This window comes from Dysgonomonas sp. Marseille-P4677 (assembly GCF_016652235.1).
GTDB lineage: Bacteria > Bacteroidota > Bacteroidia > Bacteroidales > Dysgonomonadaceae > Dysgonomonas.
In genome coordinates this window covers 1-14,668 of sequence record NZ_JAEPKU010000105.1, presented here as the reverse complement: position 1 = coordinate 14,668, position 14,668 = coordinate 1, and the positions used below count along the sequence as shown (strand labels likewise).

General features: G+C 37.1%; 9 protein-coding genes. All 9 read left to right on the top strand.

All coding sequences use genetic code 11. The features are described from left to right. The first annotated feature begins 424 nt into the window (after positions 1-424). The gene (locus JGH11_RS20615; RefSeq protein WP_370567606.1) at positions 425-697 is read left to right on the top strand and encodes a hypothetical protein; all 273 of its coding nucleotides are present in this window, start codon (positions 425-427) and stop codon (positions 695-697) included. 447 nt (positions 698-1,144) lie between these two features. After that, positions 1,145-3,520, top strand: coding sequence for a TonB-dependent receptor plug domain-containing protein (locus tag JGH11_RS15055; RefSeq protein WP_201113180.1), 2,376 nt, complete (start codon positions 1,145-1,147; stop codon positions 3,518-3,520). 77 nt (positions 3,521-3,597) lie between these two features. Then, a complete protein-coding gene (locus JGH11_RS15050) occupies positions 3,598-4,869 on the top strand; it encodes a DUF4374 domain-containing protein (RefSeq protein ID WP_201113178.1) in 1,272 nt (423 codons plus the stop codon). A gap of 213 nt (positions 4,870-5,082) precedes the next feature. After that, on the top strand, positions 5,083-5,712 hold the full coding sequence (locus tag JGH11_RS15045; RefSeq protein WP_201113177.1) for an RNA polymerase sigma-70 factor: 630 nt from the start codon (positions 5,083-5,085) through the stop codon (positions 5,710-5,712). 109 nt (positions 5,713-5,821) lie between these two features. After that, positions 5,822-6,817: a FecR family protein gene (locus tag JGH11_RS15040; RefSeq protein WP_201113176.1), complete on the top strand. Its 996-nt coding sequence runs from the start codon at positions 5,822-5,824 to the stop codon at positions 6,815-6,817. A gap of 31 nt (positions 6,818-6,848) precedes the next feature. Continuing rightward, positions 6,849-10,271 (top strand): SusC/RagA family TonB-linked outer membrane protein, encoded by a 3,423-nt coding sequence (locus JGH11_RS15035; protein WP_201113175.1) that lies wholly within the window; start codon positions 6,849-6,851, stop codon positions 10,269-10,271. Between the two features lie 21 nt (positions 10,272-10,292). Then, positions 10,293-11,690 (top strand): RagB/SusD family nutrient uptake outer membrane protein, encoded by a 1,398-nt coding sequence (locus tag JGH11_RS15030; protein WP_201113174.1) that lies wholly within the window; start codon positions 10,293-10,295, stop codon positions 11,688-11,690. Between the two features lie 18 nt (positions 11,691-11,708). Continuing rightward, positions 11,709-13,700 (top strand): PQQ-binding-like beta-propeller repeat protein, encoded by a 1,992-nt coding sequence (locus JGH11_RS15025; RefSeq protein WP_201113173.1) that lies wholly within the window; start codon positions 11,709-11,711, stop codon positions 13,698-13,700. Positions 13,701-13,749: 49 nt separating this feature from the next. Then, a complete protein-coding gene (locus tag JGH11_RS15020) occupies positions 13,750-14,643 on the top strand; it encodes a sugar phosphate isomerase/epimerase (RefSeq protein WP_201113172.1) in 894 nt (297 codons plus the stop codon). The last annotated feature ends 25 nt before the right edge of the window (positions 14,644-14,668 follow it).

Sequence of the window (14,668 nt, the reverse complement as noted above, 5' to 3'; positions counted from 1 at the left end):
GTAATACGATTGTGTTACGATATTTTTCTATATGTCTTATTATTATATCTTTATGAGTGTTTTTTTTAAATTTAGGGGCAGGTTATAGGTAAAATATTTATTACAATTCAAATTGAAACAATATTATTATCTGAGGTATGAAAAATACTTTTAATGGGCATCTTTTTGTATAAAAATAATACATGAAATACTGTTTGAAATAACACATTGTAAAACTTTGGACTGTTTATGCTACTTATTCTCACCAGTTGTTCCGGTGATTCCGATGACCCTTCTTATATAGACAAAGACTCATACAAGGTATCCATTAAAGCAGTTGTGCAAACAGCCGATCTGGCAAAAGCAGGTCCGATAAACAGTGATTTATCAGGTCTTTTTACCTTAAGTTACTGTAAGTGGCTCTGCTATAACAAACAAAGGAACGTTGGATTTAACTACAGGAATATTAACACCAAATACATCGAGTACTTTTACCGCAACTGTAAATACCGACCAACCGACAAGTAGTTCTGATGTAGCAACGGTAGATGTAATTATTAATCCTTGTACAATTTCAGACAATTCGGCATTGCTTCCCAGGCAACTTAAAGTGACTTTATTATTTACCGGATTGCTCCCACACTCTACAAATTTGGTTACCAATGGTACATTCTCCAAAGGAACAAGATACATATATAATATTACCGTAGCATTATAAAAAAAGAGCTTGTTTCACATTATAATTAGTGAAAATGTAGAATTCAACCATCTATTCACTTTACGATTGTTTCGTTTGTATAGGTTTTTATTTGCATGAAAACCTATACATATGTGCTATGAGATAATATAACTTTTTAAAAACCTATATATTTGATTACAACTGAAATATAAATTTAAAATATAACATTTTTTAGCACTTGGCAGTCTGATAAAAGGATATGAACTATACTCTTAAAGTGTCGGTAAAGTGTCTGGAGAAGATGCTTTTTTCTTTTGATGATTTGTGTTTATATTATTGATAACCAGTATGTAATTATCTTATCTATTAATCTGAGGCTTAATTATACCTACATCTAGGTATTGCGTAAAGTAATCAGAATTTTCAACTTTGAACCTTCAAATCTCGCTACTATTTTATCCTAATCAATAAAAAAATAATTTAAAAATGAGAGTTTACATACAGTGCATATTATTATGCATTACTTTATTTGGACCAACATTGACGGCTCAAAATCGACATATACATCATGATGAACATCGAGGAGATAAAAGATATCCCCGTACACAATTATTTGGAAGTATTTACTCAAACGATAAGAGTAATACTGTTACCATAGGTACTATATCGGTTAGAGACTACCGTAAGCAAGTGATGATAGACACTGATGGTAACTATGAAATATATCTACCGGAGGGTAAACATACGTTAATTATAGAATCTTTAGGCTATGAACCACAAGAGGTAACTGTTGATATAAAAGGAGATAAGCCTATCAGAAGAAACTTTACACTTAAAGAAAAAATATATGAGCTGGGAGAGTTTGAAGTGACAGCAAAGTCCGCTATACAAAATGTTCGCGAATCTGCTTACAATGTAGTAGCTATCGATGTCAAACCATTGCATAATACGACGTTAGATATAGCATCTGTTTTGAATCGGGTTTCCGGAGTCAAAGTCAGATCGGATGGAGGTGTCGGGGCTGATGTCTCTTTCTCATTAAATGGATTCGGTGGACGTCACATCAAATTTTTTATGAATGGTGTGCCTATGGATGGCTTTGGCAAGGAATTTAAACTGAGTAATATTCCGGTAGGAATGATAGATCGAATCGAAGTTTACAAAGGTGTTGTTCCTATCGAATTTGGTTCTGATGCACTGGGCGGAGTAATCAATCTTGTTACTAGCAATAAGAAGCGAACTCACCTCGAAGCTTCATTCAGCGCAGGATCGTTCAATACTTACAAAAGTGATATAAATTTCACTAAAATATTTCAGAACGGACTATCAGTCCAACTTTATGCATTCCATAATTTCTCAGACAATAGCTATAAAGTCTATTTAGATCCTGATAATTCGGGAACAGAACGTTGGGTTAAAAGGTTTAATGATCGTTTCAACAACGGAACCGGAACAGTGAAAGTCGGCTTTGTAAATAAACCATTTGCAGATCAGCTATATATAGGATTTACCTACGGAAAAGGACGCAAAGGTATTCAGCATGGAACGACAATGGATAAGGTATTCGGGAGGAGACACGAACATTCCGAAACTATAATGCCGAGTCTGGAATACGCTAAGAGCAACCTATTTACAGAAGGGCTAAATGTAAAACTTACAGGGAATTATAATTTGGGTTATACTCAGTATATAGATACCACCTCATATGTCTACAATTGGCTGGGCGAAGCTACCAAAAGCGGTTCGAAAGGAGAAAGCGGAAGCGGTCCTTCTATGATGAAATATTATAACAACAACGGATCTACAACCTTCAATATCTCATATATGCTAGGTCGAAATCATGAGTTTAATATCAACAATGTGCTTACTCTTTTTAATCGTAAGACAAAAGATCCTTTGGCTGTAAAAGAGACTGAAGCAGAGAAAAGCGCAGAAGAAAAAAGACGTAGCTTGAAGAATATTACAGGGCTATCGTATAAATATACCTTGAATAAGTATTTCAATGCTTCTGCCTTCGGTAAATATTACTGGGCTAAACATACACTGAAGCAGGATGTTGAAACAACAAATACTTTTGGTTATGGTCTTGTGGCGACAACCTTTTTCCAGGATTTTCAATTAAAAGCATCTTATGAACTCACACACCGCCTGCCAACGGCAAACGAATTATTCGGGGATGGTGCTTTAGAATGGGCAAACTTTGAACTAAAACCTGAAAAAGGAAATAATTTCAATATAGGCTTAAGCACATCAAAAGTTATAGCGCGCAAACATGCCCTCTATTTCGATGTCGGATATATGTACCGCCTGATATCGGATTATATTATCCGCAATATATATGGGGAAGGAACAAGAGCATCGATGTCTAATCATGGGAAAGTGCTAAGTTCGGGCATCAATGCCGAAGCAAGATATATCTATAATAATCTATTGTCGGTAGGAGGGAATGTTACATATCAGAGTGTAAAAAACAACGAACGTTATAAAGCCGGAACCGATGATGTGGAAAGTACTCTCTACAAACTGAGAATGCCAAATGTACCATATCTGTTTGCCAATGCCGATGCGGGATTTACTTTTCGCAATCTGGGATATAAAGGTAATGATTTCTATATCGGCTACAACATGAATTATGTACATCAGTTCTATTACGATTGGTCGATATATGGAGTAAAAGAAAGTAAATCAGTAATCCCCAGTCAGGTTTCGCACGATATCAACATATCTTACAACCTGCTGAAAAAGAGCATAAACCTATCTGCCGAATGCAGAAACATAGGTAATGCAAAGCTCTATGACAACTATTATATCCAAAAGCCTGGACGCAGTTTTATGTTCAAAATAAGATATATATACCACTAATATAGAATGAAATCTTTTTTCTAAAGATTCCAATTAACCAATTAACCATTTAACTATTTATTTTAAAATTCATAATTATGAAATGTATGTTTTTGAAAAAAGCATTATTCGCTATTTGCTTAACATTAGTATTTACAGCATGCGACGATGATCCCTCACCAACACCACCACCGGTAACAAAAGGAAACTATATCATCGGAGTCAGCACCGAGGCCAAATCATACTTGTTGGCGACAGATAATCTTGAAAGCGGAAAAACATCTGTTATCGGTAACGGGGTTGAAGCGTCCGAATCTACAATTTATTCTTACCAAGGAAAAAAAGGATTTTTATTCTTATACCGTAAAGGCGATCCTGCAACAGTACAATCCTGCTCTTTTCTTGGCAATGGTACAATCAGCCTGAATAAGACAAAATCAATGCCTACCAGAGAAGAGTTTATTGCTCCGTATAAAAACTATATGATAGCGATGACAAGCATTAAACTAGAGGATAGTAAATTTGGTGAAGCATTTAACTTTATCGATGGTGAAACCGAAAATATTCAGACCAGTTATATGACAACGGAAAATATTGCACATCCAGGTGAATATGCCAATATGGGCGGACTTATCACTATTGGCGACGATTTGATTACAGCCCTTGAGCCATATAGAATTCCTACTACAGATAATGCTAATACCAAATCGAATTATCCCGATGAGGTCAATCTGGCTATACTGAATAGAAACGGAGATAAGATGACCGTTAAGAAAGTCATAAAAGACGAACGGGCTAGTTTTGCTGTAGGTCGCCGTCGTTCGGGTCGTTTGTCATGTATAGGTACTGATGCCAATGGAGATATATATGTATTCTCTCCCGCCAATCAGGTGAATACAGGTGATAATAAGAATCCTAAACCTGAAAATGGAACCAAACATCCATCGAGTGTATTGAAAATAAACAAATCAAATCTGGAATTTGATAAAAATTATTACTTCAATATCGAATCTAAATCAGGCGGCTTGAAATTGCAAAATGCATTTGCTCTTTATGGAGACTACTTCTTGCTAAACATGTTTGCAACAACAAAAGCTTGGAATATGCAAACAGCAAATAAGTTTGCCATCTTTAATGTCAAGACAGGAGATTTTAAATGGGTTAGTGGTTTGCCTGCACCCGAAGATATAGGCGGTTATACTCCACGACCATATATCGAGGGCGAAAAAGTTTATTTGCCTCTGACAGCAAGTGGTAAAACTTATGTGCATTTGATCGATGCTAAGACTGCTAATGCAACAAAAGGAATCGAAATAGAAGGAGATGTAACGGTAGGAACTATTATAAAACTGGATATCCCTAATAAATAAACTAACATATTATGAGAAGGGTGGGGAGTTATATGTATGGCTTCCCACTTTTTTATTTTAATTGTATGTCTTAATCTGTAAAATATACTATTATTATTTTTTTTATTCCTTTAACTCCTTAATTTGATGGATTATAAAACATTAAGTTGAATCCCCAAATAAAATATTTATCTTTGAACCTGATATGAGATTATTCCTCCTACTAATGAGACGATGAAGTACACAGGTGATTTTACTGACGAGACTGTTCTGTTGGATGAATTGAAGAAAGGCAGTAACGATGCTTTGGAATTCTTATTCAAAGCCTATTATCCTAGACTACAGGGATATGCTTCACGATTTATTTCTGATAAAGAAGCGGTTAAAGATATTATACAAGAATGCTTTATAAAATTGTGGGAGAAGCACGAATCCCTTCAGGTCATCTCTATTCAGTCTCTCCTATTTGCTATGGTGCGAAACAGTTGCCTTAATTACTTAAAACATTGTTCTATTGTCAATCAGTATCAAATAGAGTATCTTGCTAATATTGGAGGGCAGGAACGGTTGTATCATGCCGATTTCTTTTGTGATTCAGACTCGCCGCTTTTATATGAAGAATTGCAGCGGGAAATAAACTATGTAATAGAGCAGATGCCTGAAAGACGTAAAGAAGTTTTTTTGATGAGTCGTTTCGAAGGTTTAAAGAATAAAGAGATTGCAGAAAAATTACATATCTCTACCACTGCTGTTGAAAAACATATCTCAAAATCGTTACAAAGTTTTGAAGACCACTTCAAAAACAAATATCCTATCGACATATACGTTGTTGTTGTCATGTGGCTTATTAATAATAATTTATAAGATTTTATATAGAGAATATAAGGCAAAAGCAAAAGACTTTTGCCTTTTTTTATTTAGAGGGGTTGGGTAAAATTATTTTCAATTGTTATATCATATAGAAGCTAAAATTATGGACAAAGAAAAAATACATCAATTAGCCATTTCTTATTTCGAAGGAAGAATTTCTTTGGAAGACGAATCTATTTTATTCGATTTCATTTCTCAAAGTGACAATAATACTAAGTTGCTCAAAGAATGGGAGAGAAACTGGATGCTTACATTAAATGAAGAGTACTCTTTTGGTTCGGAATGGAATTCATTGCAGGCTAAGATCGAAACCCGTAAAGCTGTAGCCCCTATTTTAAAACCTAAAGCTAAACTGATTTCTATATATAGGAAAATAGCAGCTGTGGCAGCGATTGTAATCATCACTGTTGCCTCTACACTGATCATAAATAACATTAGTTCTCCTGCCCAGGAAAATAGAGCCTTCATAGTCGAGACTCCTAATGGAGAGAAGAGCCGGGTTATACTTCCCGATGGTAGTATTGTTTGGCTCAATAGCACTTCTCGAATCAGTTATAATTCGCAGTTTGGGAGTTCCGACCGCAATGTCATATTAGATGGGGAAGCATATTTTGAAGTCGCAAAAAAAGAGGATTTGCCATTTGTTGTAACAACAAGCGATTATGATATTGTCGTTAAGGGTACAAAGTTTAACGTATCATCCTATCACGACGATATGAAAATCACAACGACACTAATGGAAGGGAAAGTTGACATTGTCCGTAACAATAAAGTGTTGAATATGAATCCGGGCGAGTCTGTGCAACTGGATATAAAAACAGATAAATTTTCTAAAACATTGGTCAACCCCGAACAATATAAATCGTGGATTGCAAATAAAATAGAATATGATGCAATACCACTCGAAGAATTGCTAAACAGGCTTTCCCGACAATATAATGTAAATATACATTTACAGACAAATCAAACAAAAACAAGAGTCTTGAATATATCTATTAAAAATGATGAATCGATTGAAGAAATCTTACAGGGTTTGGATCAGGTAACGCCAATGAACATAGAATACAAAGGGCAGGATATATATATAAAACTAAAATAGCTAATCTTTTTAAAAACTAAAACCATGAATTATGAAAATTAAGTATTGTAAGAAATTCATCTTACTCCTTATTCTCAGTTTCTTATTGGGCGTATCTTCTTATGCGCAAACCGTGAGTAAGGTTTTCAAAAATACCCCATTAAAGACAGCTTTAAAGGAAGTTGAAACGCAGACCGGTTTTTCTATTATCTATGAAAAAAATGTGATAAATGAAGAAAGAACGGTTACTGCAACCTTTGAACAAACTCCGCTTCAAGAAGCAATGTCTAAAATATTGGATAAATCGTTAGACTTCTCCATAAAAAATAAAATGATCACAATTTTTCCCCGACAAATGAAATCGGGAGAAACTAAAAGTTCGGAACAAGCCCCTAAAAAGAAATATAGTGGACTTATTCTGGATGAAAAGGGCGAATCTATTATTGGAGCGAGTGTATCCCTAAAAGGGAACACGTCTGTGGGAACAATAACAGATGTAGATGGTAATTTTTCTATCGAAGTACCGGTAGGCTCTATATTGTATATCTCTTATATTGGTTTTACACCGCAAGAAATAAAATTGGGCGACAAAACCACTCTTGACATTGTACTGAAAGAAGATTCTAAACTTCTTGATGAAGTTGTTGTTGTCGGATATGGCGTACAAAATAAAAGAGATGTATCTACAGCTATATCTCAAGTAAAAGCTGAGGATATAGCAGACAAGCCTGTAACCGATTTTCGTCAGGCATTGGTAGGGAAGATGCCCGGAGTGCAGGTAACCCAACCTAGCGGAGATCCCGAAGGCGCAGTTAGTATTCGGGTGAGGGGAGTAAGCTCTGCGACAGCAGGTAATGATCCGCTATACATAGTTGACGGTATGCCAATGGAAAGAGGTTTTGCTAATCTTAATAGTAATGATATAGAATCGATTGAGGTGCTTAAGGATGCTTCTTCTGCCGCCATTTATGGTAGCCGGGGATCGAACGGTGTTATTCTGATAACAACTAAAAGAGGGAGTTCTGAAAAGCTAACAGTAAAATATGATGGCTATTTCGGACTTCAAACTGTATCGAAAAAGCTTCCGATGATGAATGCTTATCAATTTGCGGAAGTAGCGCGCGACGCTCACAATAATGCTTATTTGGCCGATGTGCCAACTGGATCGGTAAATGATCCGAACGGCATACGTCCGCAGTCCTACCATCGTGTACCGGCCGAGTTATATCCATATCTGACAGGAGAAACCGGGTTGGTGGATACCGATTGGCAGGATGAAATCTTCCGTACAGCGCCAACTACCAGCCATAATATATCCCTATCGGGTAAAGGGAAGAACATAGGTTATTTTGTTTCCGGAAACTATTACAAACAAGAAGGTGTAATCATAGAATCTGATTTCGAGAAATATAGCCTTCGTCTCAATTTAGATGGGAAGTATGATAAATTCAAATTCGGAGTGAATTTTTCTCCTTCATATTCCACCTCCAACAGGGTAGATGCTTCAGGGCCTTATGGATCGGGAGGAATTGTTCAATCAGCATTGGCAATGCCACCACTATGGCCGGTATATAACTCCGATGGTAGTTTCAACTATCTGGGAAACGGATATTGGCGTATAGGAAATGACTATCAACATAACGAAGTGCTCAATCCGGTAGCTATAGCTAAACTGCAATCCGATGTGGTTGATCGTTATGCATTGGTCGGAAAGATCTATGGAGAGTACGAATTTTTGAAAGGACTTACCTACAGGCTCTCTTTAGGAGGAGATTATTATGGAGCGCATAATGATAAATACAGATCGTCGGAGCTTCCCAAAATCGGGTATTCGTATTATGATGCCAAATCTAATCCTGTAGGAAGCAGTTCTTCTTCTTTCTTTTTCAATTGGCTGGTCGAAAATCAAATTAGTTATAATACCACATTCGATGAAAAACATAATATAAGTGCGGTATTAGTGCAATCAGCTCAGAAAGAAACTAAAAAAGGGAATTTCGTTGAGGCAACAGATTACCCGAACGATTATATTCAGACAATAACCGGAGGTACGGTAAAGAGTGGAACTTCGGAGAAAACACAATGGTCGTTGGCTTCTTATTTGGCTCGTGTTCAGTACAGTTTTATGGGACGTTATATGGCTTCAGCCGCTATTCGTGCCGATGGATCTTCCCGCTTCGGAAAAAATAATCGTTGGGGATATTTTCCTTCTGCTTCTGTAGCTTGGCGCATAAGCGATGAAGGTTTTTTCAAAGAGGCTAATGTACTAAACTTTATAGATGACCTTAAGTTACGTACCAGTTATGGTGCTACCGGTAATTTTCAGATAGGAAACTACGAACATCTATCAACAATGGCACCGGATGACTATATTTTAGGACATGGTGATGGAAATCTGATCTCAGGATATAAACCCGACAAAATAGAGAATAACGATTTGACTTGGGAAAAAACCTCTATGGTGAATGTTGGCTTAGATGTGCAGGCATTGAAAGGTTTGATAGGCCTTTCTGTAGAATATTATTACAGCAACACGACCGATATGTTGCTCAATGTACCCGTTCCACAGATAACAGGATATACAAGAGCCCGTATGAATGTAGGTAAAGTGAATAACAGAGGATGGGAAATACAATTGACATCACAGAAAAAAATAACAAAAGATTTAAACTATTCTTTTACGGCTAACTATGCCAAGAATACGAATGAGGTGAAAGCTCTGGGGCCCGGTAATGCACCTATCGAAGAAACTGGAGGAGTGGCCCATGCTTATTATATCACCGAAGTAGGAAAGCCTATTGGCTCATACTATCTGATGGTACAGGATGGAATTTTCGAAAATGAAGAACAATTGAAACAATATCCGCATTTTGCAAATACCAAAGTTGGAGATTTTCGCTTTGTTGACGTAGATGGTGACGGAGTATTGGATGTAAACAAAGACCGTACTATCGTCGGTAACTATATGCCCGATTTTACATATGGGTTTAGTGGTACAATAAATTATCGTGATTTCGATCTGGGATTTAATTTCCAAGGGGTTTACGGGAATGAAATACTGAACCTGAACCGTCGCTATATAGACAATATGGAAGGAAATGTAAATGGTACTACAGTTGCATTAGATCGTTGGCGCAGCTCTGACAATCCGGGAAATGGACAGGTAAATCGTGCCAATCGTAAGACTACCGGAAATAATGGACGTACATCGACATGGCATATAGAGGATGGTTCTTACTTCCGTTTACAAAATCTGACAATCGGATATACTTTACCTAAAACACTCACTCAACGTTGGAATATAGATAGATTAAGAGTATACGCTTCGGGACAAAACTTATGGACTTCGACCAACTACTCTGGATATAATCCCGAAGTAAGCCGTCGGCCCGACGATGCTCTTACTCCGGGCGAAGATTACGGAACATATCCATTAGCCAAAGTATACACTTTTGGATTAAACCTCACTTTCTAAAAATAGCTAAACAATAGAATCATGAAAAAATATAATTTTTTAATAATACTTTCGGTTTTATTCTTTGCAAGTGCTTGTTCAGACAGTTTCTTCGATTTAGAACCAAGCGATAAAGTACCTAAAGATAAAATATATAAAACCGCAGAAGATTTCAATATTGCAGTTGTCGGTTGTTATGCAAAGTTGCAGTCGCAAGTATCCTTCTATACCGAATGTAGCGAATATAGGGGCGATAATATGCTTTTATTAGCACCCACAACAGGCACACAAGACCGTTACGATATCGATCAGTTTAAAGAAACGGCTGCTAATGGTCTTTTAGACGATTACTGGGCAAATTTCAATAATGGTGTATATAGATGCAATTTGGTGCTGGATCAGATAGATGCAGCCGTTTTTGATAGCAAACTGAGAAATCAATATAAAGCAGAGGCCTTATTCATCAGAGCCTATACTTATTTCAATATGTATCGTATTTGGGGAGGTGTTCCTACTACTCGCACAGTTGTTGATGTAAGCGAAGCCTTGAAGATAGGGAGAAGTTCAGAGCAACAAATGTATGACCTTATTGCCGGTGATCTGAAACAAATTGTAGATGAGCAAATGTTACCGGTATCTTATAAAGGAGATAATATGGGGCGTGTCACTCTTGGGGCTGCGCAATCTTTATTAGGAAAAGTATATCTTACTTTCAAAAAATATCAGGAAGCACAAGCTGTTTTATCCCAAGTGATAGGAAAATATTCTTTACAAGAAAATCCCGGAGATGTGTTCAATGTAGGTAATAAAATGAACAATGAAATCATCTTTGCTGTACGTTTCAATAAGAATATAGTAGGAGAAGGCCATGGTTATTGGTTTACAATAAATAATCCTGCTAATGCAGAAAATCCTTCGCCACAGCTACTTGCCGCCTATACAGATCCGGCCGATAAGAGAAAGGACCTGATAACATATACTCAGGTTGAAAGTAATGTGTACATCTTGAAGAAATTTTATGATACAAAAAACTCTACAACGAGTAATGTCGGTAATGACCAGATATTAATTCGCTATGCCGATGTTTTGTTGATGTACGCCGAAGCTCTGAATGAAGTAGCTTATAGCAACTCGCCAAATTCGCCTGCTTTAAATGCATTGAACGAAGTGCATACACGTGCAGGATTGCAGCCTGTCGATATTTCAACTTTACCCAATAAAGATGCTTTTCGTAAAGCAATACTTATCGAACGTCAACAAGAGTTCCCTTTCGAAGGACATCGCTGGTTCGATTTAGTAAGAATGGGATATGCAAAAGAAATTATGGCCGAATCGGGACATAATATAACAGATAGCCAGCTGCTATTTCCTATTCCAAAATCTGTAATAGAAAGAGTGAATAATATTGGTTTAGTATGGCAAAATCCGGGATATAATTAACCAAAAAATCTGATTGTAATGAAAAATATAATATTATACAGTTTGCTGATTACAGTATCATTTCTATTTGCAGCGTGCAATGATGAAAATATACCCGAAGCTAATTTCGAAACGATGGAAGCCTCGTCGTTAAAAGCCACACCCGGTGATGAAGAAATGACTCTGACATGGGAACCTATGGAAGAAGCCAACCCTATCGGATATTTTCTTTCGTGGACAGCTAGCACACAGGGAATATCCGGGGGGGAAATGTCGGTTGAAGGCAATCTTCTTACAGCCACTATAGTTGGTCTGGTAAATGGCGAAACATATACATTCTCCGTTCAGCCTCAATATAAAACAGGACGTGGAGGTAAGATATCTGTCAAATCCAAACCCACCACATCAAGAATGCCGGTGAAGGATGTAGTTGCTGTTGCGGGAAATGAACGTATCAGGGTACAATGGACAAAACCAGTAGGTGAGAAACTAACGGGTTATAAATTGACCGTAAATCCTACAGGTCAGGTTATTGAGATTAATAATCCTGCGACTGAAAGTTATATTATCAGTGGCCTCACTAATGGAATAGAGTATACTCTCTCTTTAGTTTGTGTATATTCGAATGGGAACTCTGATTTGGTAAATGTGGTTGCTACTCCCGGAAATGTGACGCCGATTATCGTATCCAAGCAGTATTTATTACCAAACGAATCTATGGTATTTCAATATAACGATATGTTCTTTATGGGTACAGTAGCCTCTGCGAGCTGGAGTTTTGGAGACTCGGGAGTATCCGCAGAGCTATCTCCTTCTCATACATATACAGCCGGAGGTCAATATGAAGCAAAAGTGAAGGTTACATATACCGACGGTACAAGTGAAAGCGGAAGTATGCAAATCTATGTTATTGATTATGCTTGGAAAACGGTTTTGCAAACTAGTGGTGTATACGGACAGGTTAAGGCTTCTACACCTGTATTCGGTTTGGATGGTACAGTATATATAAGTATATCAGGTCCTTCGGGAAAAGGAGATTTGATAGCTGTAAATCCATCAACCGGAACTATAAACTGGACTTATCCTATTTCGGCGGTTACATACGGCGGAGGTCCTTCTGTGGGAAGTGACGGTACGATTTATACAGGTGCTCGCAATAAAGTCCTGTATGCAATTAATCCTAACGGAAGTCTGAAATGGTCGTACACCACAGGTGAAAATGTCGATTGCTTCCCTGCCATATCTCAGGATGGTACAGTATATATTGTGTCTAACGATCTGAAATTGTATTCGTTGAAATCAGATGGTTCATTGAAATGGTCTAAACAGCTCGATGGAGCAAAAGTTGCATCAGCTATAGCCATAAATAGTGATGGGAAAATATTGGCAGGTACCGATTCTTATATATATGCATTTGATTCTTCGGGCAATGAATTGTGGAAAACAGCAGCTAATGCTACCGAAATATCAACGTTTGCCATCAACAATGGAGCTCTGTATATACCATTGAAGGCAGGTAAAGGACTAATGGCTCTGTCTGTCTCATCAGGCAGTGAATTGTGGACTTATGGCATAACAGGTAGTGGTAACGATGCCTACTCGCCAATTGTTGGTAAAGACGGGGCAATTTATTTTGCGGGAAAGAACGGTAAGGTATTTTATGCTGTGAATGCTGACGGTTCGAAAAAATGGGAGTTTGCAACAGATGCCAATATGGTTTACGTATCTCCTGTTATTGACGAAAAAGGAATAATATATTTCGGAACAGACAAAAACAATTCGAATAAAGGTCAGATATTCGCATTGAATTCATTAGACGGGTCTGTATGTTGGAAAATGGAAACAAGCACTGATGGACGCTTTATGTCCGGCACATCTGTAGGCCCTGATAAGAAATTATATATGGGTTCTTTAGGTAGTGGAAACTCCACCGATCCCGGACAATTACTTGCTATCCCTATTTATGCAGGGCCGGAAACGTCAACATGGAGTGCTCGTGGAGGCAATATTTATGGAAATAGCAACAAATAAATAATAAATAGTCAGACGGGTATAGGCCCGTCTGATAAACGATCTTATCATGAAAAAAATATTATTGTTATACATCTTTCTTGCTTTTACTTTTGCTGTTTCAGCTCAGGATTATAAGATAGGAACTACCACAGCTCTTTGGCAAAATCCATTGGCAGGTGATTTTATCGATGCCAAAAAGAATGGGATTGAATATATTGAAATTGCTTTGAATCAGTGCTATCGGGGCGTTGCCATGGAAGAAGTTGTTACTCGTGTCTTTGATATGAAAGCCAAGGTCGATAGTGCTGAGATTAAAGTGTGGTCAATTCATTTACCTTTCTCTAAAAAATTGGACATTTCGGTTTTGGATTCGGTTCAAAGAGATAAAAATGTAAAATTTATAGCAGGTATGATCGAATTGTCTGCAATGTTTCAACCCCATCGGTTGATATTGCATCCTAGTTCTGAGCCTATATCGGACAGCACGAGAACAGCGCGAATAAAAAATGCTCAAGTGTCTATTGATATTTTACGAAAATATGCTCGGAAAATAGGGGCAGAACTTTGTGTCGAGAATTTACCGCGTACATGTCTAGGCAATACTCCCGATGAGTTGTTTGAAATTGTTGAACCTTTTCCCGATGTCAAGATATGTTTCGATACAAATCATTTTTTGAATGGAGACCCTTTGAAATATATACAGAAACTAGGACATAAAATAGGAACAATTCATGTTTCGGACTATGATGGTATCAATGAATGTCATTGGATACCCGGTGATGGAACTATAGAGTGGGGTAAGTTGGTATATAATCTCAAAGAAGCTGGTTATAATGGTGTATTTATGTACGAAACGACTAAAAATAAAGAGAAAAGACGTATTTCTCCTCAAGAATTGGCGAATAGTTACAAAACTATTCAAAATCAGTATGATAAATATGTAAATCAAATACAAAAATAGATTGTTATGAAAAAAAATTATATAT

What these genes read in the sequence shown, in the direction of transcription:
- JGH11_RS15055 (WP_201113180.1), top strand. Translation starts at nt 1,145, where the DNA reads ATGAGAGTTTACATACAGTGCATATTATTATGCATTACTTTATTTGGA.
- JGH11_RS15050 (WP_201113178.1), top strand. Translation starts at nt 3,598, where the DNA reads ATGAAATGTATGTTTTTGAAAAAAGCATTATTCGCTATTTGCTTAACA.
- JGH11_RS15045 (WP_201113177.1), top strand. Translation starts at nt 5,083, where the DNA reads ATGAAGTACACAGGTGATTTTACTGACGAGACTGTTCTGTTGGATGAA.
- JGH11_RS15040 (WP_201113176.1), top strand. Translation starts at nt 5,822, where the DNA reads ATGGACAAAGAAAAAATACATCAATTAGCCATTTCTTATTTCGAAGGA.
- JGH11_RS15035 (WP_201113175.1), top strand. Translation starts at nt 6,849, where the DNA reads ATGAAAATTAAGTATTGTAAGAAATTCATCTTACTCCTTATTCTCAGT.
- JGH11_RS15030 (WP_201113174.1), top strand. Translation starts at nt 10,293, where the DNA reads ATGAAAAAATATAATTTTTTAATAATACTTTCGGTTTTATTCTTTGCA.
- JGH11_RS15025 (WP_201113173.1), top strand. Translation starts at nt 11,709, where the DNA reads ATGAAAAATATAATATTATACAGTTTGCTGATTACAGTATCATTTCTA.
- JGH11_RS15020 (WP_201113172.1), top strand. Translation starts at nt 13,750, where the DNA reads ATGAAAAAAATATTATTGTTATACATCTTTCTTGCTTTTACTTTTGCT.